We start from the raw sequence: 20995 nt of genomic DNA on the forward strand, positions 1-20995 counted from the left end.
AGATAGCGGAAAGCCGCAACGGTCAGGTGGTCACCTTCTACTCGTTCAAGGGTGGCACCGGCCGGACCATGGCTGTGGCCAACATCGCCTGGATCCTCGCCGCGCACGGGCACCGGGTGCTGGTGGTCGACTGGGACCTGGAGTCACCGGGGCTGCACCGGTTCTTCCGGCCGCTCGTCTCCGACAGCATGCTGGCCGGCCACGCCGTCGTCGAGCAGGTCTTCGCCGACGTCATCGACGGGCCTCTCGCCCACCTGCCGTCGGGCCGGTTCGCCGCCAACGCCGCGTGGCTCACCCTGACCGCGATAGCCCACAACCTGCTCCGCGCCGCCGGCTGCCTCACCGGACCCCGCTACAGCACCGCCAGAGCCGCGACCATCCGCCGACACCTGGTCAACATCCCAGCCCGGCTCGCCCACCGGGCCAGACGCGTCACGCTGCACCTGCCCGACCGGTGGCCCTGGCAACAGCCGTGGCAAACCCTCTTCGACCACATCCACCCACCACCGATCAGCGCCTGAACCCGACCAGCCGCCGCCAAGGCCCGACCAGCGCCACGGAGCACGCCGGAGCGCCCGGCGGAACAACCACACCCACCGAACGCTACATCCGCGCACATCGATGAATCCGCCCCGCCGACCTTCGAAGGATGCGGGGTGGCCGTGGGGCCTACTATGCCAGGTTTGAAGGCCGTGGTGGCAACAGATGCCTCGGTGTGTCGTGCGGCATTGGTCGCGTTCCGGGCCGGGTTGTATGCGTGTTTCGGCAGACGCGCGGACGCGTTGTTCGAGCTCGTGGATGCGGTGTTGACCGTCGAGGGTCCGGTGGACTCCCTGGTGGAACTGTCGCAGGAGAAGGTGTTCCGGCGTGGACATGGGGCGTTGTATGACGCGCTGGCTTGTGGTGACCTCGACGTTGAACAGCTGGCTGGGCTGATCGCGTCGTCGTGGCAGCCCGCCGACGACGGTCCGGTGAAGATCGCGGTGGATACCTCGGCCTGGCCACGGCCGGACGCGGTGACCTCCGCGGGGCTGTGCCACTGCTACACCTCCTGCCGCTGCGACGGATCCCGTAAAACGATTCCGGGCTGGCCCTTCTCCTTCGCCGCCGGGTTGGAGTGGGGTCCCTCGTCGTGGACCGCGCTGCTGGACGCGGTGCGTATCGGCCCCGACGACGACGCGACGGTGGTGACCGTCGCCCAGATCGGCAACGTGCTCGCCCGCCTGGACGCGGCCGGGACGCTCGCGCGGCGGCCCGCGCCGGTGTTCACGTTCGACTCCGGATACGACCTCACCCGCATCACCTATCTCACCGAACGCGATGGTCTGGGTGTGCAGGTCCTGGGTCGGGTGCGCAGCGACCGGGTGTTCTACGCACCGGCACCCAAGGGGCGCAAGGACGGCCGCCCGGGCCGGCCCAAGAGACACGGCAGCCGTTTCGAACTGTCCAAGCCGGCATCGCTTCCGGCACCCACTCAGCGGCTGCGTGGGCAGAACCCGCGATACGGCGAGGTGATGGTCAGCGCGTGGCACGGGCTGCACCAGAAACTGTCCAGACAGGCCGGCTGGACCGGCTTCGAGGGGGTCCTGCCGGTCGTGGCCGGCACCGTGATCCGCATCCAGGTCGAGCGTCTGCCCGGCAACCGGGCGCCGGAAGACCTGTGGCTGTGGCACACCGCACCACCGGGCACCGTCTTCGACCTTGACCTGCTGTGGAAGACCTACCTTCGCCGGTTCGATGTGGAACACACCTTCCGGCTGCTCAAGTCCAGCCTGGGCTGGACCGCCCCGCACATCCGTACTCCACAACAAGGTGAACGCTGGACATGGCTGATCCTGGCCGCACACGCACAGCTGCGGCTGGCGAAGACTCTCACGACCGATCTACGCCGTCCCTGGGAGAAGACGATCCCTGCCGGGCGGTCGATGACCCCTGGACGGGTCCGCCGGGGTTTCCGTAACCTGCGCCGGCATCTGGGCACTCCGGCCAGTAGGCCGAAAACGACCACCCCCGGCCCCGGCCGTCCCAAGGGCAGCACCCGGCCCCCACGAACCCGCTACCCAGTCGGCAAGAAGAAGTCCACAGTGGACATTCTGAAAGCCCGCAAGCAGGCACTCAAAGGATAAAACTAAAGCTTAAGGCGTACGAAGTCCCACGCCCGAACCGATCCGTCCTCGGAGCCGATTACCAGAACGGGATGACCGTCAACCTGGGTGCCGGCCAGCGTGCGTACGCGGCCCGACTCGGTGAACAGCGGATCGGCCACTGCTTTCCCGGTCGCCGGCTCCCAGAACGACAGCGCCCCATGCTCGACCTGCGCGGACACCACAGGCCGACCGTCGACGTGCGTAAACGCGACGGCCCAGACCGGCGTGGTCCGGCCGCCGCTTGCAGTGGGATGCGGCGTGCCGCGAGCCCAGATCGGCTCCCATATCGAGGATGGCCGTAACCGGCGTGCCATCTCCGGGTCACGCTGCCGTATCGCCTCAACGGCCAGGACTCGCCGCCGCACCGCTGGCCGCGTTGTTCCGTCATGGCGGGCCGCGCGATACACCGCGGCGGCCCTTCTCGCCCGATCATCACCGGCCCTGCCGAGTTCCGGAGTCAGAGTCACCGGGTCGGCGTGCACCAGGAACTCCGGATCGGATAGGAGCCGATCCACATCGTCCGCCTCGACGGCATGCTGAATCGCGTGCCGCAGCAGGTAAGGCTCGCTGGCATCCCAGCGAGCGGGCAATCCGGCTGGGCGCGCCCAGCCCATCAACCGGTGCATGACGACGCTCGGTCCGTCCGGATGCCTTCCACGCAGCCGCTCCGGCAGGGAGTGGTGGAACAGCCGATACAAGGTAGTGCCGTCCACGTCCACCGAACGCCGCAGGTAGAACGACGCGCTGTCGAGCGCGTCGGCGATGTCGTTCCCGGACGGCCCCGCAGGATCCGTGCCAACCTCGGCGAAACCGGGTGCAAGCAGCGCGACGACCCGGGCGGGCATGCCGTCGCCGTACCCGAACGCCAACGCGGACAGCGCGGGACGCAGCCATGGCCGGTCGCCGAGCGCGGACAGGTCACGATCCAGCAGGTCCGGCACCGTCAGCGGGACAGCCTTTGCCACCCGGACCGCCGTCTCCACCGCGGTCACCGGCTCCGGCCGGTCTACGAGCTCCTGCACGACGACCCCGGCCAGCAGGTAAGGCGCCCAGCGCGGTTCGCCGTCCGGCAGTGCGTCGGGAGCGAGCGTTTCGGCCACCGCGGCAGCCACCGCTCCGCAGACCTGACGGTAGGCGAAACGCCGGTAGACAGTGCTGGAGCGCAACAGGCCAGCCACGTACTCGCGCAGGTCGGTGCGGAGCTCGCCGGACGGGATCGCATCAAGATCGACGAGGGTGCGCCCTCGGCGCGCCCACTGCACCAGGTCGCCGAACTCCGGCCACGGCCGCACGCTCGCCACCAAGCGGCACGCCGCCGTGCCGTCCGTCCGGCGGGCCCGGGCGAGCGGCAGGAGAAGATCGTTCACCAGTTCCAGCGGCGCCGCAGCCTCGTCGACCGCGTCGATCACCACGACCGGCACGCTCGACCGGCCGCGCATCTCCGAAATGAGCACGGCCGCCGTCCACGACTCGCCCGCGCGCGGGCGCATCAACAACTGGGCGGCCAGCGACTCGATGATCTGCTGGAGCGTGCGCTGACGGGCGTGGATCGCCGCCAGCGCGTCGTTCACCGACGGAACCGCCGCGACATGGTGCCAAAGGCCCCGGGTCGGCTCGGACAACACTGGATGTGCCGCACAGACCAGCACACCCAGCAGCGCGGACTTCCCCGTCCCGGCGCTACCGATCACCAGATGCAGCCCGGCGCCGGTGCCGGCGCCGGCGCCGTCCATCCAGTCGGCCAGGTTGCGCAACTGTTCGCCACGCCCGCAGAAGCTGCCCAGCAGCGGGTCCCCTGGCCCGAGCCTGCGACCACGGGCTCGACCCACGAAGTGCGCCGGGTCGAGCGCCGGGTCCACCTCGGCGAGGAACGGCCGAATAGCCTCGTCCACGGCGTCCCGCAGCCGGTCCCGAGGATCTTCGCGATATCCAGGATTGACGAAGAACGGCAGATCCGGCTCCTCCGCCAGGTCGAGCACCGTCGCCATGATGGTCTGGTCGAAGCCCCCCGCCGCGCGGCGCCGGTCGGTCAGTTCAATCCGAGTCGCCTGGACGATCGTGCCCAGGCGCACATGCCGCACGGATGGATCGATGCCGAGCCTGCCCTCGGCGAGTCTCCGCAGTACCGCCGCGGCCGAGGAGGTGAACCGGCCGCCGAATGCAGCCTCGGCCGGCCCGGCAGCCGCGAGCACCCAGGCCCGGGCACCGCCGCCCGCCGTCCGCAGTTGCCACGACAGGCGGGCGGCAGTGCCCGCATGACAGAGGTCCAACAAGAACAGCACCAGCGGCCGGTCGCGGAAGTCCTCAACGGCCTTGAGCCACGACTCCACCTCGGTCGACTCATGCTTGCCGTCGCTGCCCACCGCATACAGCGAGCCGGTGTGCTCTATCAACTCACCATGGGTAAGCACATGCACGATCACGACGTCCTCGGGCGGGCCGGTCAACGCCGAGTGCACTGCGGCGCCCAAAACCGCGCCGGTCGGCTCACCAGCCGGCGCCGGGATGGCCGCATACCCTAGGGAGACCAGAGCGGATGCCAGTTCAGCCGCAGCGGCGGGCGCGAACGGCAGATCCGGTGCGTCAGCAAAGCGGGAGACGGAGAGGGTCAGGGCATGGCGAACAGGCTGCCACACACCATCTCCCGAACGTAGAAGATCAACCAGAAGTCAAGCGACTCTCGACGGTACATCTGGGTCCCAGCGGCCCATATCGCTCGAACGGTCGGTGATGTTCAAGGATGAGATGGAATACCGATCAGGTGCTTCGGGCCCCGTCATAGACGGCGGGCTCCTCAGCCACCGGACGGTCATTGAGGGCCGACCGACACCCAGAGCAGGTAATTCGCGAAGCAAGCCATCAAGCAGCTGAGCGGCGTCATGATCGCGTGCTCACCCAACGGCCGCCTACGTGGCGGGCATCCAGGCTGCTGAGTCGGATCACCCGATCGTGAAAATGTGCTTCTGCCGGCCGGGCGGTGTCGCGACACTTGGACGCGTGGACAGCAACTTCGATCGGGACGCATACCAGGCTTTGCTGGAGGCGAAGCTCGAGCCGTGGCGGGTTCGCGCGACGCTGGCGTTCGCGGGTGTCTATCAGGTGGCCCATGAGCTGATCAAAGAGGCAGTAATCGACGAGATTCGGTCGTTCTACTGTATCGGGTTCAACGAGGCAGGCATGACCTACAACGAGGCCGGATACGAGGCTGAGGTGCTGGCCTTGGACCCGAAGAAGCGCAAGATGCGCGCATCGCTGCTGTGGATGGTAAATAGCGGGGCCATCACGACTGCGCAGGCCGACCGGCTCGACGCGATCTACACGCATCGCCACGAGCTCACTCACGAGTTGGGCAAGTACATCGTCGACCCGGCGTTCGAGCCGGACATGCAACTGTTCACCGACGCCGTCGAAATCCTGCGGGACATCTTGCGGTACTGGACCCAGGTGGAAATCGACCTCGGTTCGTTCGAGCAGTTCGGCGCCGTCGATCTGGATGAGGTCACACCGGGCCGGCTGATGCTGCTCCAGCTGTGCATCGACGCGTACGTGGACGGCCTCAAGATGGAGCAGGCCGCGGGGCAAGTGTCATGACATCTGGTCGACGGTCAAGTGCGGGCAGCTGCGGAGGCGGGGCGTGACGCGGCGGGTGTTCGATGAACCAGCAGTCCGCCGTGACCGAGGCTTGTCAGCGGCGGAGCCCACGGTCGTGTGGTTCACCGACGTCACCCGGCCGGACGCAGCGGCGGGACGGCGGTTGATCAACGAGTTGTACGCCCGGTACCCGGATCAGTCGGCGCACACCTGGGCGCGGCTGCACTCCACGGATGACCGGCAGTTCCTCGGCGTGCTCGACGAGCTGTACGTACATCACCTGCTGGCGCGACGCTACCGGGTGGAATACGAGGAAGGTTCCGGCAGGCAGCCGGCCTTCTGCCTGTACGACAACGACGGCCAGTACGTCGGCCGGGTCGAGGTGCTCACCCTGTTGCAGCGGCAGGACTGGGACGCCGAGGAGCTCCGGCACGGTCAGCTGGTGGAGCAGATCAACCAGCGGCTACCGCTGACGACACACTCGGTCGTGCTCGACATCGAACGGTGGACAGACGCACCGAGCATCAAACACCTCGTCGCGTGGCTCACCTCTACCATCGAAGACCTGCGCAACCAACCGTCGACGCATCCTGCCGATGCCGGCGGGCCCGTGCGAACCTACACCGGCCGCAGCGCCGAGATCAGATTCGAGTTCCTGCCGCTGCCGCCCGGCTACCCCGTTACTGCCGACGATGCCGTCGTCGTCGGCGGTGCGTGCACGGGTGGGCTGATCGACACGGCAGCCCGCCTCCGAGACCGGCTCGACACCAAAGCCAGCAAGTAGAATGCCGACGGCAAGCCGTACGCCATCGTGGTAGGTGCCCGGGACCGGTGGTGCGATGTCGGCGAAGTGCACCGCGCGCTGACCGGCACCCAAGCGTTCGACTGCCGGACCGGTGAGGCCGTCCGGCGCGGTGACGGCTTCTACGGCACCGGCCGCCATCACCCGCATGGGAAACACCCACAAGTATCGGCGGTGTACTCGCTGCATGACTGGTTTCCCGGCGGCGCATACCAGCCGCGGCTCACCCGATTCGACAACCCGTTCGCCGCTGCGCCGTTCCCAGACGACGCCCTGCCGTGCGGCGGGCATTGGGGCGTTTCGCACTGCGACGAGAGCTGGGTACGGGCCGACTGGCTCATCGGTGCGGAAGGCCGGATCGCGACGTGAGCTCGGCGATCAGACCCTCGGCTTCATTCGGTCGGGTGATGTTGGCGACCGACGCCAAGGCGTTGACGCATCCCTCTGAGTCCGCTGCACGCATACGGCTCGCCTGCAGCGCTCACGCGCGGGACCTCGTGCAGCAAAGATGTCGATTGACTGTGTCCTGTCGCGGTCGGCACGATGCGAAGCGTGGAGAAGCGGCTGCGGTGGTTTGACGAAGGCGCGCCGCTGCTGCGGGCGGCGGCCGACCGGCTCGGGTTCGGTGCCGCATTGCCCGCCGGTGAGGATTGGTACGCCTGCCCACTGTGCCTGGTGGCATGGCCGCGGTCCGCCGTCACCACCAGGCTACTCACCGAGGAGCATGTCCCGCCGCACGCACTCGGTGGTCGTGGTCTCCTGCTGACCTGCGCCGAATGCAACAACACGGCCGGAACGGCGCTGGACGCCCACGCCGTTCGCCGCCGGCACGTCGAGGATTTCGCCGCCGGCCGGGCCACCGGCCACACCCTGCCGGTCACGGTCCACGCGGACGGGATTCCGCTGCGCGGCACCATCCAATGGACCGACGACGGCAGCCTGCAGATCTTCGGCGTGCCCCAACGCAACCACCCCGGCCAGCAGGCGGCGCACCTGCGCACACTCGACGAGTACGCCGACCAGGCAGACCCGAACCCTGACGTCGCCTTTACCATCCAGGGCGACCGGTACGACGCCAACCGGGACCGGCTCTCTTGGGTCCGCGCCGCCTACCTCGCTGCGTTCGCCGCGCTGGGCTGGCACTACATCTTCCGGCCGATCATGAACCCCTACCGTGCGCAGTTCCGCGAACCCGACAGAGCCATCGCACCGATCCAAGTCCTGCGCGACCGCACGGCACCCGCCGACCAGCGTCGCATCCTGTTCGTCGAAGAACCCGACGACCTGCGCGGGGTCGCCGTCGCATTCGGCCAGCGCCTCATCCTGCTGCCCGGCGTCGACCGGCCGCAGACCTGCCACCAGCTCCACGACGCGCTCACCGCCCGAAGCACCGGCGCCGAGCCGCGAGCCGACCTCAACGGCAAAGAGGTGCCCTGGCCTCGATGGCCCGTCTACCTGCTCGACCGCCACCTGCCCGAACGGCCAGGTCGATCACACGGATCGCCGGCCAGCACCCCGACCTCATGCTGAGGTGACGATGACGACCGACTACCCGTTCGACGGCCCAGGCGGCGACGGACAGTTGACCTTCAGCCTCAGGTTGAGCCGGTGTCGTTGCAGGCGAAGAAGACCGCACGCGCGGCGTTCGACGCCGCCCTCGCTGCGAAGCTGGCCGCCTTCGATTTCGTGATCGACTCCCAGGTCACGCTGAGCGTCCGACAGTGGGCGGTGCCGCGCCGACGGTGGGAGTCCGACGTTGAGCCGGATCTTGACAACTGGCTCAAACCGTTGATCGACAGCTTCGTCGGCGCGGACCGGCTGCTCGTGGACGACTCACTCATTCGCTCAGTCGAGGTTTCCTGGGGAGAAGGAAGCGTCAGCCAATCTGTTCTGCAGGTGCGCCTCGACTTCGACACCGATCACCGCCTTATGAAAAACGGTCTGCGATACATTCAGTTCCCGGGCGGCCTGTGCTTTCCGCTACCCGGCGACGTGACCGGCGAGGCGGCCGCGATATGGCTGAACGTCGCAGAGTCCACGCTCGATACCGTCCGCAGCTTAAATGCCGTGGCCGATTCCGGCTGGCTACTACTGACCAATGGCTGGATCCATAGAGCCAGACTGGGCCAGTCGTTCACCGTAGTGAGTGCAGCCGACTTGAAAGTCGAGGTTGGGTTGCCTCGAATGCACCAGAACCCCGATCAGTCGCAGAGTAGCTGGTCCGCCAGTGCAGAGGGGCAGCGCTTGCGGCGCACCAGCTGAGCAGCGCCGACGGATCTGCGGCGCAGTCGACCAACACGACCGTGGCCGCAAGTATCCGCTCGCACGAGCGCCGCTATCGATTCAGACGCACTCGTGCGCCAGATCACAACAGTACGGGCGGTCAAAGCTCAACTTTGATAGTTGAAATACTCGCGTCTCGTCTATAGGTTAGTCACATGAATCCCCGCTTCGGGCAGGGATGCTATGGGTGGGGGTTAATCCCCCCTTCGACACTGGTCTTGGTGAATGTTTACCAAGATCCTCGAACTCGTAGCATCCAACGCGACCCGAGCGGGTGACAACCCGGTCGGGTTTCAGCATGTGCGGGCCGCGCTCTGGCAGCGAAGATGACCCGCGTGCCGCGCAACGTTCCGGCCCCGGCCGAGCAGATGATCGCGGCGCTCATCCCGGCACCACTCCCCCGCGCCCGCCCGCCACGGCCACCGCTGCCCCAGCTGCCCGCACCTCGCACCGGGCCTGACCAGGTCGAGCCGCACCTGGACGTGGGCCGGCTCGATCCGTCCGGCCGGGTCTCGGCCCGCCCGCTGCTGCACCGGCTGGGCTGGCCGCCGGGGCACCGTATCCAGTTCGACATTGCGCACGGCGCCGTCACGGCGACATCCAGCCCGGCAGCGAGCCACACCATCGGCGCCACCGGCCTGCTCGCCATCCCGGCGCCGATCCGCCAGATGTGTCACCTAGCCGCTGGCGCCGTGGTTGTCCTACTCGCCGATCCCGCCAATGACCTGCTGCTGGTGTACCCGGCCCGGACCATCACGCGACTCCTGGCCGACCAGTTCGCCGCAGGCGATGCCAGCTGATCGCGAGCGGCTCGACGCCGCCTGGACGACTCTGGCCGAGCTCGGCGTCACCCTCGCCGACCTGCAGCGCGACGCCCGACCCACGCTGCCGACGTTCGACGAGTACCTCCCACAGGTCCTCGCCGCGGCCGGTCCCGGCGCGCTACGCGCGTACCGCAGCTACTGGCAGCGCATGACCACGGCCTGGGGCGACCTCACCATCGACACCGTCTCCGCGAGCGACATCCAGGCGCTCCAGCGACGCGTCGTTGACAACGCCCGAGCCCGGCGCAACAGCCGCGGCGGCCGCCACGCCGGCGAGCTGCTCATCGCCGCCGCCCGCGCCTTCTACAACGTGGCCATCGCCGACGGTCTCATCGACGCCGCGGACAGCCCGGCCCACCGAGTCCGCAAGCCCCGGCGGCTACCCACCACCCGACGAGCACTGACACCGGCCGAACTGACCGACATCAACCTCGTCGCCCGCACGACCGGCAACGACACGATCCTGGACGCGCTACTGCTGCGACTGCACACCGAAACCGCCTGCCGGCGCGCCGGTGCCCTCGGGTTGCGCCTGCAGGACCTGGACGCCGAACGCGGCCTACTCCTGCTGCGCGAGAAGGGCGGCACGGTGCGCTGGCAGCCGATCAGCCTCGACCTCGCCGCCAGCCTTGTCCAGCACGCCGCCATCCGCGGCGCCGTCGTACCAACCGACCCGCTGCTTCGGTACCGCAATGGTCGCGCCTTGACCAGCCGCCGCTACGACCAGCTCTGGCGGCGCATCGGCAACCACCTGCACTGGGTCGCCGCCCAGGGCATCACCGCCCACTGGCTACGCCACACCACCCTCACCTGGGTCGAACGACACTTCGGCTACGGCACCGCCCGCGCCTACGCCGGCCACACCGACACCACCGGGCCGGCCACCACGACCTACATCCGCGCCGACCTCCAAGCCGTCGCTAACGCGCTCGCCGCCATGACCGGCCAGCCGCATCCGCTTGCGCAGTCAATTGACGGGAACCGAGTGGTCTAGCGCGACCTTGAACACGGCGGCCCCGCAGCGCTGCCGTGACGCGCTCATCTGTGGTCAAAGGTTGCCGCCATTTGCTGCTCGTCGGACGGAAGGCCGCCGCAGTCGTGGCAACTGGTCCGGCATGTGAGGACAATCGCGCAGGCCAGCAGTCCGGCGACGCAAATGCCGGCCCCCAGAAGTCGCGTACAGCGAACCGCTGCCGAGGAGATATCCGAGCTGTCCGGCCGCCTCGCCGACCGTGGTTTCGTCGGCTTGCCAAACAGGACGACTGCGCGACGGCTCACCGCGGCTCGGGAGCTGGTCGCATGATCCGCGTCGTGATCGCCGACGACCAGTTCCTCGTCCGCGCCAGGTTCCAGATGATCTTCGATGGCGTGGACGACATGACCGTGGTCGGTGGGGCCGGCGACGGGCTGCAGGCCGTGACCGTCGTCGCCGAGACCTGCCCCGACGTGGTCCTCATGGACGTGCGGATGCCGGGCATCGACGGCATCGAGGCCACCCGCCGGATCCGGGCTATGCCGGACCCCCGCGCGGCTTGCCACCGCCCGCCGGGACGGGTGAGCCGCAGCGAACGTCCGCACCGCGGCGAGGCCGGCCCAGGACGTCGCCCGAGTCGGCTCCGCCGCAGCACGTCAGGCGTCTCGGAAGCGAACCACCAGCGCGCCGGCGACCAGCGCGGCCAGGGCCCACAGCGCCAGGACGCCGAGGCCGTGCCACGGGCTGATGGGGCCAGGTGCCGGATGCAGGGTGTTCTGGATGGCCAGCCCGGCGTCCATCGGTCCCCACTTGTGGAGCCGGTCCTGCCACCGGGGCGCGGTCACGAACGCACGCGCCAACGGGAACAGGAACAGCAGGCCGAGCACGGTGCTGATAGTGGTGGCCTGGCTGCGGGTGGCCGCCCCGATGCCGAGACTCATCAACCCGACCAGGCACAGGTACAGCACGGTGCCTCCGGCGGCTCGCTGCAGGTCGCCGTCGGTCGCCGACAGCACGGGGTATCCGCGAGCGGCTGTGTATCCGTGATACGGCAACGTGAATCGGGCCAACAGCAACGTCCCCGCGACCGCGGCCGCCCCGACCACGGCGACGGCCGCGGTGAGCACGGCAGCTTTGGCCGCGTAGACCCGCAGCCGCTTGGGTGTGGCCGAGAAGGTGGTCATCGCCATGCGGTTCTCGTACTCACTGCAGATGACCGCCGCGGCCAGGACCACGACGAGCACCTGCGCCAGGCGGGTGCCGAACAGGCTCAGCCGGGGCGTGTCTTCCATGCACGTCGTGTCGGGGCCGCAGTGCGGCAGGTCCACGTTGAGCGTCACCGCCGCGGCGATGCCGACCATCATGACCAGGACCCCGGCCAGCAGCCACCAGGTGCCGCGTACGGTCGCGAGTTTGCTGCCTTCGGCCTGCAGCAGCCGCATCACGCGTCTCGCTTTCGGGTCAGCCGGATCCCGATCACCGTGGCCAGGATCGCATAGCCGGCTACCGCAGCCAGGCCCTGCCATGGCCAGATCATCGAGGACGGCACCGCGAGGGTCGGGTCCGGCGGCAGTGTCCGTTGCATGGCGAAGCCACCGGCGGGGGTGAGGTACATCAGCCACCGTGCGGCGGCGAGCGGCAGCGGGGTGCCGATGAACATCGGGACGATGACCAGCGCGATGGTGGTGGCGATCGCCGCCGCGGAGTGCCGCATGATGGCGCCGAGCCCCAGGGCCAGGACCGCGATCCCGGCGAACAGCGCGCCGCTGCCGACGATGGCCCGCCACACGTCGATGTCACCGAGGGAAACGGTCTGGAAGTTCGGTGGGGCGTAGCCGTTGGCCCTCATTCTCGGCATCGACACCGAATACGAGACCAGGGCCGCGACGGTGCCCAGGACGAAGCCGGTCACCGCGATGACGGTGGCCTTGGCCGCGATCACGGTGCCGCGATGCGGGCTGGCGGCGAAGGTCAGCTTCAACAGTGGGCGTTTGTGTTCGGTGGTGATGAACAGGACCGCGATCGGGATGAGCAGCATGAGGCCGAAGAACAGCGGAATCAGGGCGCCTTCGACCGGGTCGTCGGGCATCAGATTGGTCCTGAACGTGCCCGAGCCTTGCAGCGTGTACGTGCCGTCGAGCGCGCGGGTGCTGCCTTGCGGCCCGTTGCCCTTCTCCGGGGACTCGCCGGACCGGTCGACGCTGCCGATGTCGTCGCTGACCCATTCGCCGGCGACGGATCCGGGAACCTTGAGGTTGTCGAACGTCGCGACGCTCTGCGTCGGGCGCAACCCGAGCGACGTCGAACCCAGCGACTTCTCAAGTTTGGTCTCGTCGGGCGAGGACGCGAACAGGCCGACCTGCGCGGTCGCGGGCAACTGCGGCACGCTGACCGTCGCGACCTTGGTCCACGCGGCGCCGTCTTCGCTGGTGTACCCGGTGACGGTGGGACCGGTGCGGTCCAGGCGCAGCCACTGCGGGCTGGTCGCGGCCGGTCCGGTGATGTCGTCGCCGAAGTTGCTCGACATCAGGACCCCGGCATGCGGTGTGACCATGATCGCCGCGTAGGCGGCGCCCGCCTGTGCGGCGGATTTGATCATGATACCGGCGCCGGCCCGGTCCTGCAGTACCGGGACGACGACCTCGCCGTTGTCGCGGATGATCTCCCGTTCCTGCGGGGGCAGGTGCTGCTCGGTGACGTGCACGGTGATGCTGCCGTCGCCGGTCATCGGCTGGTGCATGAACCGGAACTGGTCCTGCACCGCCAGGCCGTGCGGTCCGACGATCGGGGGCAGACCCCCGGGGCTGTACTTGAATGTGGACGACAGCAGCAACGCGAACCCTGCGGTCAGCGGGATCAGCGCGATCAGGACGATGACCCAGCGGCGCACGGTGCGCAACTTGAACAGTTCGGCGCCGACCAGGCGGCGGTAGCGGCTCCAGGAACTCATGTTGCGGCCTCCGGACTCGCGCTGAACTCGGTGACGTTCCTGGTCAGGTCCAGATATGCCTCTTCCAGGGACGCCTGGTGGGCGCGCATCTCGGTGAACGTGACCTGGGCAGCGGCCAGCGCGGCGGCGACCTGGTCGCCGGCCAGCCCGCGGACGGTGATCACGCCGGTCGTCAAGGTGCTGGCCTCGCCGCCAGCGTTGGCCAGGGCCGTCATCGCCTCGGTCGGCTGGGGCGTGCGGACGTCGATGCGGTCGCCGGACGCACCGGCCAGGAGTTCGGCCATGCTGATGTCGGCGACCAACCGGCCTACACCCATGATCAGGAGGTGGTCGGCGGTGCCTTCGAGCTCGCTCATCAGGTGACTGGAGACGAACACGGTGCGGCCTGCGGCGGCGAGTTCGCGCATGAAGGTGCGGATCCAGATGACGCCTTCGGGGTCCAGGCCGTTGCCGGGCTCGTCGAACATCAGGATCGGCGGGTCGCCCAGCAACGCGCCGGCGATGCCAAGCCGTTGGCGCATGCCCAGGGAGAAGCCACCGACTCGTTTGTTGGCGACCGAGCTGAGGCCGACCTGGGCCAGAACCGCGTCGACGCGGGCGGCCGGGATGCTGTTGGTGTACGCCAGCCAGCGCAGATGGTTGCGGGCGGTCCGACCCGGGTGCACGGCGTTGGCGTCGAGCAGGGCGCCGATCACCCGCAGCGGATCGTCAAGATCGCGGTAGCGTGATCCGTTGATCAACACGGTGCCGTCGGCCGAGTCAAGACCGAGGATGATCCGCATGGTGGTCGACTTGCCGGCGCCGTTGGGTCCGATGAACGCAGTCACCTCACCCGGACGCACAGCGAAGGTCACGTTGTCGACGGCCGTGGCCTGGCCGTAGCGCTTGGTCAAACCGTTGACCTCGATGGTCGATTGCATGGTCACGACGCTACGAACTCCATCGCTCGCGCACATCACGCTGTGGAGCGCAATCGCGCCTCCCTCTCAAGAGCGCATCGCCCGACGCGGAATTGCCTCTCGTCGGTGACGTCAATCCGGAGGCGAACGGCAAGAATGATCCGTGTGTCGCGACCGGGCGGGGATGCCGGGTGGCGGTCGCCGCTGCCCGGCGTGACCTGGGCGCAGCTGGCCGTCGCCGGTCTCGCGCTGCTCGGCATGGCGCAGGTCGTCGCCGAGACGAGCGGCTCCGGCCCGGCAGGTGCCCAGGCGCTGATGCTGACCCTGGTTGGGACCGTGCCGTTGGCGTTGCTCTCGCTGCAGCCCGTCGCCGCGCTGGTCACGATCCTGGTGGCGTACGTGTTCTCGTTCGCCGCGGACGGTCAGCCGACCGTCGCGGTCATGATCGCGGCGGTCGTGGCGGCCTGGCTGGCCGGCCGCCGTTGCCCGCCGCTGCACGCGGGGCTGGCCGCGACGCCGGCAGCGGCGGCGCTGGTCCTGGCAGTCACCCAACGGCAACACCTCGCCGCGATCGTGTCGGGGGTGATCCTCGCCGCCGCCGCAGTCGGGGCGCTCTGGCGTACCCGCCGGGCATCCGTCCAACGTCAGGCATCGGTCCGCGCAATGCAGGGAGCCTTGCTCGAGCATGTCGCGCGAGGGGAACGGGCCCGCATCGCCCGAGAGTTGCACGACGTGGTGGCACACCACGTGTCGCTGATCGCGGTGAGGGCCGAAGCCGCCCAATTCGTGGCCGACCGGCCGGCCGCCGCCAACGCCGCGGAGTTCGCGACCATCGCCGGCAACGCCCGCACCGCCTTGGCCGAGATGCGCCGCCTGCTCGGCGTCCTGCGCACCGACGCCGACGCCGAACCAGACGAACGCGAACCGCAACCCGGCCTGGACCAACTGGCCAACCTGGTCGCGGGCGCCCGGCCGTCCCAGGGTGCCACCATCCGGCTCACGCTGCGCGGCCCGGTCCGGCCGCTGGACTCCGGCATCGAACTGATCGCCTACCGCATCGTGCAAGAAGCCCTCACCAACGCCCGCCGCCACGCACCGGGCGCAGCCGTCGACGTCGACCTGACCTACTCCGCCGACACCCTCGAAGTCCAGGTCCAGGACACCGGGCCGGGACCGCACGACGCGGAGTCCGGCGGCCACGGCCTCACCGGCATGCGGGAACGCACCACCATGCTCGGTGGCCAGTTCGGGGCCGGGCGCGCACCCTCGGGCGGGTACCTGATCAGAGCGAGGCTACCGATATGACCATCCGCGTGGTTGTCGCCGACGACCAGGAAGTTGTGCGCGCCGCCTTCTCGGTCCTGCTGCAGACCCAGCCGGACATCGAGGTCGTCGCCACCGCAGCCGACGGCGTCGAGGCCGTCGGCCGGTCGCGCGAGCAGCAACCCGACCTCGTACTGATGGACGTACGAATGCCCAACCTCGACGGCATCGAAGCAACCCGGCTGCTCTGCGCCGGTGACCCCGCCCCGAAGGTGATTATGCTGACCACCTTCGATCTCGACGAGTACGTGTACAACGCACTGGCCGCGGGAGCCAGCGGCTTCCTGCTCAAAGATGTCACCGCCCAGCAGCTGTTCGACGCGGTCCGCGTGGTCGCCGCCGGCGACGCCATGCTCGCCCCGTCCATCACCCGCCGGCTCATCGCCCAGTTCGCAACACCGCGCCCCGCGCCGCGACGCACACCGGCTGAACTCACCGGCCGGGAAACCGACGTCTTGCAGCTGATCGCCGAGGGCCTGTCCAACCAGGAGATCGCCGTCCGTCTGGTCATCACCGAAGAGACCGTGAAGTCCCACGTCAGCCGGCTCCTGGCCAAACTCAGCCTCCGCGACCGCACCCAAGCCGCGATTTACGCCTACGAAACCGGGCTCGTGGCCCGCCGCCAAGGCTGGAAACGTTGAGGCTCGTACTCGCTGAGCTCCGGTGGTGGGCTCGCCGGACCGATTGTCGACGGCGAACGCCACCGCCGGTCCCGCGTTCGAGGTCGGTGGTTTTCGGCACTTCCCGCGGTCTTGAAGTGGCGCAGGTCGGTGAGGCCATGTCCCGCCACGCCGCGGTTCCCGCTGGCCGGCTGGGCGGCCTGTTTCGGCTCGACGTGCCCGCCGGAGCGGGTGTCGTAGTACTCGTTGGACGAGGTCGACCAGGCGACCGAGTCGAACAACTCCCCGCGCCACATGAAATACCGTGTCGCCGGACTGCTGAATTGGCTTCAGACACGAACCGACCGGTGCACCGTCGAACCCGCGCTGAAAGCTGGCAATGCAATCAGTAGATCTGTGTTGGGCAGACGCGCTCCACCCGACCATGCCACCGACCAAATACCACGACGACAAATGCGCCTGGCCACAACGGCGTCTTCGCGATCGCCCACGCCGACGTGCCCGCCTACATTGCCAAATACGGGCCGACCGTCCCGCGCAACAGCTGCGCCGTGCAAACCATGGGCCTGCCCGCACTGACCATCGGGCTATTCAAGGGCAGCACCTACGACCGGGTCCACATCTTTCCTACCAAGCTGATACTCGCCTACCTGAGGACCGCAGAACCCAGCCCGCTCAAGGCACCCGACCGGCTCTACGTCGCGGTCACCCGCGCACGGCACAGCGTCGCGTTCGTCGTCGACCGCCGCGACGCAACCTACATCCCGTAGCGGATCGCATAGCAATGAGTAATACCGTGCTGGCACCGGTCCCTGCATCCGACGGTTTACGATGACGCAAGTGAAGCCCCCGATCCCGCTTGAAGGAATGACTCGGTGTCGATAGCATAAAACGCATGAACCCCTGTTTCTTGCAGGGGTGCTATGGGTGGGGGTTCACATCCCCCCTTCAACACGGACCGATGGCTAACCCACCGGGCGTCCAACCAATGCCACGGTGGCGTACGTGTACGGCCGTCGTCGGGTACCTTGCACGACTCGGTCCGTCCGCGCCTGTGAACCGGCCTACTTGTATCTGGCACGAACAGCGGACAGCAGCGGCGTGATCTTGGTGCTGCGAAGTGGTTGACCTCTGTCGCGGAGCGCCGCGGCAAAGGTGTCTCTTGTGATCGGTGTTCCAGCTGCCCGCAAGTCCGCGTAGGCGCTTGCCGCTGGTTCGAGCAGGTGCCGTAGTTCGGCCGGTAGCGCCTCAGCGCCGTCGGGTGAATCCGTGGTCGTGGCCTGTGACGGAGCCGTTGACCTGGGGCTGCTGGCTGGTCGTCGCCCGCTGGGTCGTCGCATACGTGTAGGTTCCTCTAGCGGTGCGGCGGTGGCCCTCGAGGCGGCTGCGCCGTCGCTTGCGGGGCTGCCGGCCAGCACGCGCGTCGGGACAACGACGGCGGTCGGCGCCACGAACGGTGTAGCGGCGGCTCGTCCGTCGAGGTACTGCTGTGCAACGGGCGGTCCTGCACTGATGGTGCGGACCTGGGTAGCGATGTCCAGCAGGCTGAGGGTGAGCACGGCGACGAGGCCGTCGACGCTGATCGGTAGCAGGTACACGACCTGCCAGCTTTCGCCGTAGCGTTCGGCGACGCCGACCATGTGCAGGTAACTGGTGACGCCGGCGATGACCGCGATGGCGACGGTCGCGACGATACGGATACCGCCGAGCAGCCGGTTGCGGATCGGCACGCGGGTCATGACCTCGATAGCGGCGTACAGCGCCAGCGGTGACCAGGCGGCGATGCTGCGGGCGACGGGGTCCGGTGCAGCGTGCAGGACGTTGGCGGCCATGCTCACCGCAAGCGCCAGGCCCAAGGTCCCCCGCAACGTCCACTGCATCAGCCGCAGCCGCCGCAACTGCGCATCGTCAGGTACCGGCTTACCCGGTTGATCCACGATCTGGCCGGCGTCGCTGGTCACCGGGGTCATGCCGTCGCCTCGCCCGGTTCGTCGTCGAGTGCGTCGCGGCCCAGGACGGTCTCGACGAGGGCCTTGGTGGCGGCATCGGGCTGTTCGTCGATGTCGGCGAGAGCTGCCCGCAGCTGGGTGTAACGGTGCCGGGCCGTGTCGGTGTCGCCGAGAGCGGCGTGTGCCTCGATCGCGGCGCGGGCGAGGGTGTCGCTGTACGGGTCGACGTCAGCAGCGGCGTCGAGCAGCGCCGCCGCCTCGGCCAGGCTGGTGGAGGCAACGACTGCGGCGAGCCGCTGTCTGACGGTGATCCCCTGTCGCCGGCACAGTTCCCGTGCTGTCTCGATCCACGCGTACGTGGCCGCTCCGCCGAGTTCGCCGGTGTGCACGGCGACAGCGGCGCGCAGGCGCGTCTCCCGGTCGGGTGCGTCGGGGTCGTCGGCCGTGAGGGCCTGGTCGAGTTGCCAGGCGTCGATGTCGAGAGCGTCGGTGTTCAGCCGGTACCGGCCGCCCGGGTTGTGCACGGCTTGAACGCTGCCGTCACCTGCGGCGGTCCGGATGGTCCGGCGCAGGTTCGCCACTTCGGTGGAGAGGCGTTCGGTGGCCCTGTTCACGGTCGCCTCCGGCCAGAGTGCCTCCATGATGTCGGGCAGTTCCGCGCCGTCACGGTGAACGGTCAGGTAGGCGAGCAGTTCCTTGGCGCGGCCGCGGAACCCCGGGACGACTTTGCCTCGACGGTCCAGGACGTTGACGTCGCCGATGACCCGTACCTGCACCTTCTCCGATGCAGGCGGGTCCGCTGTGCTCGGGGCAGCGGGCTCGTCGTTGGTCGCCGGTAGGTGCTCCGGCGCGGGTAGGGGCGGGTCACGCCGGACGGCGGACGCCGGGTGGTCAAGGGTGATCGCGTGGATGTCGAAGGCCTGGCCCTGCTCGGCTGCGGCGGCGATCCGGGCCTGCTGCGGCCGGTCGGCGTGTGCGACGAGCACGATCGACGGCAGGGCTTCGATGTCGCGCAGGTCGGCGTAGTCATCGACGTCGTGTTCTTCCATGAGCCGGGCTCGGTGCAGGGCCTGCGCTTCCAGTGCGGTGACAGCGTCGTCGACGGTTGCGGTGACCGTGAGCGTGGCGGAGTTCGCGGCGTGCGGCCGGTCCGGTGCCAGGACGCGCAGCGTAATCCGGGGAATGATCACGTGCGTGTCTGGGTTGTCGTCGAGTGCAGCGGCAACGAATTCACGGGCCGCCTCGAGCGGATCTGCCGAGACGGCCGCAGCGGCATCCGAAACGTCAGCGGCCGGCGGGGCGAGAGAGGTGCCGGCACGTGCCTCAGGGACAGCCGCGGCAGTCCGGGACCTGCTCCGGGCTTCGGTCCGGTTCTCGACGGCAGGGCTGGCCGGGCGGATGCCCGCGCGGCGACGTCGGCGCAGGAGCACGATGACGGCCGGTGCGCTGAGCAGCGCGAGCCACGGCAGCAGATCGGTGAGTCGGTACTTCGAGCCGCTGTCCGCGGTTGCCGGCGGCTCGGCCTCGACGCTGGCCTGTGCCGGAGGCGTCGTGGGCGGTGCTGTCGTGGTGGCCGGTGCGACGTCGACCGGTCTCGGCGGTTCCTGGGTGACGGTCGCGACGGGCGGGGCCGGGATCTTCAGCCGCCAGCCGGGATAGATCACGTCCGGGTTGGTGAGGGTACCGCCGACGCCGGGAAAACGGGCGCCGCGGTTGAGGGTGTAGATCTCCGGCCATCGTTTCGCGTCGCCGAGCTCGTTCCTCGCGATCCGAGCCAGCGCATCCCCGCGGCGCACGACGTAGATGACCGGCTCCGCGGGCACCGCACCCGGCGCCGACACGGTGCTCGCCGGAACGGCAACGACGGGCGGACCACTCTGGACGGCCGTCGACCGGTTCGCCGTGTCGTGGGTCTGCAGTGCCGGTGTCGCCGCCACCGAGCCGGCGGCTGCAACACCCGGTTGCAGGAGCGTGCCGAGCAGGCCCGCGGCGGCGGTGACCACCCGGTGCAGCGACATCGGCAGCCGTATCCGCCGGTTGCCGTTGCCGCGTAGGGCGGTGACGGTGTCGGCGATCGTCGCGTACAGCAGCCAGCACCACCACACCCAGGCGGTGGCGACCGCGGCGAGGATGAGCAGCGGCGCGTTGATCGGCTGGCTGACCGACTCGGCCCAGTCGATGCTCTGCCAGCAGGCGCAGGCGACGAGCCACAGCGGGTACGGCAGGACGGCAAGGCTGAGCAGACCGACGATCGCGGTCAGCCCACCGAGGAGCAGCCGTCCGACGCTGTGAACCGGTCGCCGGCCGGACCGGACCGGCAAGGACCGGGTGCGGGTCGGATACATCGGTGACCTCCAAGTCGACGAGCCGCCGGGTGACCTCGGGACCTCGGCCCCCCGCGGCAAGCATCGACGAACAACACACCGGATGGAACGGATCCGCAGTTCACACGGCATCACAAACGGTCACACGAAGTCACACGAGGTCGTCTGCGCCTGACCGCCGGGGCAGGCACCGCCGCACCTTCGATACTTGATCTTGTCGTTGTATTCCCGGGCCCGGGATGGCAAGCCTGCAGCACCACCGGCCCCGGCCAACCGATCCACCTCCAGCTGGTCCGGAGCGTCTGGTTCC

Annotated in this window: 17 protein-coding genes and 3 pseudogenes; 14 read left to right on the forward strand and 6 right to left on the reverse strand. The window is 68.9% G+C overall.

Annotation, left to right across the window (positions count from 1 at the left end):
• Nucleotides 1-2: 2 nt before the first annotated feature.
• The 3 genes and pseudogenes from ACFPIJ_RS29455 to ACFPIJ_RS29465 form a co-directional block, all read left to right on the forward strand.
• Nucleotides 3-197 (forward strand): annotated as a pseudogene (locus ACFPIJ_RS29455) (ParA family protein); the annotation flags it as partial.
• 3 nt (nucleotides 198-200) lie between these two features.
• Nucleotides 201-521 (forward strand): annotated as a pseudogene (locus ACFPIJ_RS29460) (transposase); the annotation flags it as partial.
• A 171-nt stretch (nucleotides 522-692) separates the two neighbouring features.
• Nucleotides 693-2126, forward strand: a complete 1434-nt coding sequence (locus ACFPIJ_RS29465) for an NF041680 family putative transposase (RefSeq protein WP_380120912.1) — start codon at nucleotides 693-695, stop codon at nucleotides 2124-2126.
• A gap of 2 nt (nucleotides 2127-2128) precedes the next feature.
• On the opposite strand, the gene ACFPIJ_RS29470 is transcribed toward ACFPIJ_RS29465, so the two are convergent.
• Nucleotides 2129-4783, reverse strand: coding sequence for an AAA family ATPase (locus ACFPIJ_RS29470; RefSeq protein ID WP_380119573.1), 2655 nt, complete (start codon nucleotides 4781-4783; stop codon nucleotides 2129-2131).
• A 361-nt stretch (nucleotides 4784-5144) separates the two neighbouring features.
• Here ACFPIJ_RS29470 and ACFPIJ_RS29475 point away from each other — a divergent pair, with 361 nt between their 5' ends.
• The 8 genes and pseudogenes from ACFPIJ_RS29475 to ACFPIJ_RS29510 all read left to right on the forward strand — a co-directional run.
• Nucleotides 5145-5738 carry a hypothetical protein gene (locus ACFPIJ_RS29475; RefSeq protein WP_380119575.1) on the forward strand — a complete coding sequence of 198 codons (594 nt, stop codon included), beginning with the start codon at nucleotides 5145-5147 and terminating at the stop codon, nucleotides 5736-5738.
• A gap of 253 nt (nucleotides 5739-5991) precedes the next feature.
• A complete protein-coding gene (locus ACFPIJ_RS29480) occupies nucleotides 5992-6522 on the forward strand; it encodes a hypothetical protein (RefSeq protein WP_380119577.1) in 531 nt (176 codons plus the stop codon).
• A 66-nt stretch (nucleotides 6523-6588) separates the two neighbouring features.
• Nucleotides 6589-6909 carry a hypothetical protein gene (locus ACFPIJ_RS29485; protein WP_380119579.1) on the forward strand — a complete coding sequence of 107 codons (321 nt, stop codon included), beginning with the start codon at nucleotides 6589-6591 and terminating at the stop codon, nucleotides 6907-6909.
• A 183-nt stretch (nucleotides 6910-7092) separates the two neighbouring features.
• Nucleotides 7093-8070, forward strand: coding sequence for an HNH endonuclease (locus ACFPIJ_RS29490; RefSeq protein WP_380119581.1), 978 nt, complete (start codon nucleotides 7093-7095; stop codon nucleotides 8068-8070).
• 78 nt (nucleotides 8071-8148) lie between these two features.
• Entirely contained in the window at nucleotides 8149-8802 is a 654-nt protein-coding gene (locus ACFPIJ_RS29495) for a hypothetical protein (protein WP_380119583.1), read from the forward strand.
• Nucleotides 8803-9158: 356 nt separating this feature from the next.
• The gene (locus tag ACFPIJ_RS29500; RefSeq protein ID WP_380119585.1) at nucleotides 9159-9623 is read left to right on the forward strand and encodes a hypothetical protein; all 465 of its coding nucleotides are present in this window, start codon (nucleotides 9159-9161) and stop codon (nucleotides 9621-9623) included.
• Nucleotides 9613-10641: a tyrosine-type recombinase/integrase gene (locus ACFPIJ_RS29505; RefSeq protein ID WP_380119587.1), complete on the forward strand. Its 1029-nt coding sequence runs from the start codon at nucleotides 9613-9615 to the stop codon at nucleotides 10639-10641. The genes ACFPIJ_RS29500 and ACFPIJ_RS29505 overlap by 11 nt, the downstream gene beginning before the upstream one ends.
• A gap of 305 nt (nucleotides 10642-10946) precedes the next feature.
• A pseudogene (locus ACFPIJ_RS29510) lies at nucleotides 10947-11168 on the forward strand (response regulator transcription factor); the annotation flags it as partial.
• Nucleotides 11169-11276: 108 nt separating this feature from the next.
• On the opposite strand, the gene ACFPIJ_RS29515 reads toward ACFPIJ_RS29510, so the two are convergent.
• From ACFPIJ_RS29515 to ACFPIJ_RS29525, 3 genes are read right to left on the reverse strand one after another with little or no spacing between them, the layout of a single operon-like run.
• Nucleotides 11277-12062: an ABC transporter permease gene (locus tag ACFPIJ_RS29515; RefSeq protein ID WP_380120946.1), complete on the reverse strand. Its 786-nt coding sequence runs from the start codon at nucleotides 12060-12062 to the stop codon at nucleotides 11277-11279.
• Nucleotides 12062-13570, reverse strand: a complete 1509-nt coding sequence (locus ACFPIJ_RS29520; RefSeq protein ID WP_380119589.1) for a hypothetical protein — start codon at nucleotides 13568-13570, stop codon at nucleotides 12062-12064. The genes ACFPIJ_RS29515 and ACFPIJ_RS29520 overlap by 1 nt, the downstream gene beginning before the upstream one ends.
• Complete coding sequence (locus ACFPIJ_RS29525) at nucleotides 13567-14490, reverse strand: ABC transporter ATP-binding protein (protein WP_380119591.1); 924 nt, start codon at nucleotides 14488-14490, stop codon at nucleotides 13567-13569. The genes ACFPIJ_RS29520 and ACFPIJ_RS29525 overlap by 4 nt, the downstream gene beginning before the upstream one ends.
• Nucleotides 14491-14625: 135 nt before the next feature.
• On the opposite strand from ACFPIJ_RS29525, the gene ACFPIJ_RS29530 reads away from it, so the two are divergent.
• From ACFPIJ_RS29530 to ACFPIJ_RS29540, 3 genes are all read left to right on the forward strand, one after another.
• Nucleotides 14626-15774, forward strand: a complete 1149-nt coding sequence (locus tag ACFPIJ_RS29530) for a sensor histidine kinase (protein ID WP_380119593.1) — start codon at nucleotides 14626-14628, stop codon at nucleotides 15772-15774.
• A complete protein-coding gene (locus tag ACFPIJ_RS29535; protein ID WP_380119595.1) occupies nucleotides 15771-16433 on the forward strand; it encodes a response regulator in 663 nt (220 codons plus the stop codon). The genes ACFPIJ_RS29530 and ACFPIJ_RS29535 overlap by 4 nt, the downstream gene beginning before the upstream one ends.
• Before the next feature lie 476 nt (nucleotides 16434-16909).
• Nucleotides 16910-17182 (forward strand): hypothetical protein, encoded by a 273-nt coding sequence (locus ACFPIJ_RS29540; RefSeq protein ID WP_380119597.1) that lies wholly within the window; start codon nucleotides 16910-16912, stop codon nucleotides 17180-17182.
• A 294-nt stretch (nucleotides 17183-17476) separates the two neighbouring features.
• On the opposite strand, the gene ACFPIJ_RS29545 is transcribed toward ACFPIJ_RS29540, so the two are convergent.
• Both ACFPIJ_RS29545 and ACFPIJ_RS29550 read right to left on the reverse strand, forming a co-directional pair.
• A complete protein-coding gene (locus ACFPIJ_RS29545) occupies nucleotides 17477-18382 on the reverse strand; it encodes a DUF2637 domain-containing protein (protein WP_380119599.1) in 906 nt (301 codons plus the stop codon).
• The gene (locus ACFPIJ_RS29550) at nucleotides 18379-20706 is read right to left on the reverse strand and encodes a BTAD domain-containing putative transcriptional regulator (RefSeq protein WP_380119601.1); all 2328 of its coding nucleotides are present in this window, start codon (nucleotides 20704-20706) and stop codon (nucleotides 18379-18381) included. The genes ACFPIJ_RS29545 and ACFPIJ_RS29550 overlap by 4 nt, the downstream gene beginning before the upstream one ends.
• Nucleotides 20707-20995 lie beyond the last annotated feature (289 nt).

The organism is Dactylosporangium cerinum (assembly GCF_042653625.1).
GTDB classification, from domain to species: Bacteria; Actinomycetota; Actinomycetes; order Mycobacteriales; family Micromonosporaceae; genus Dactylosporangium; species Dactylosporangium cerinum.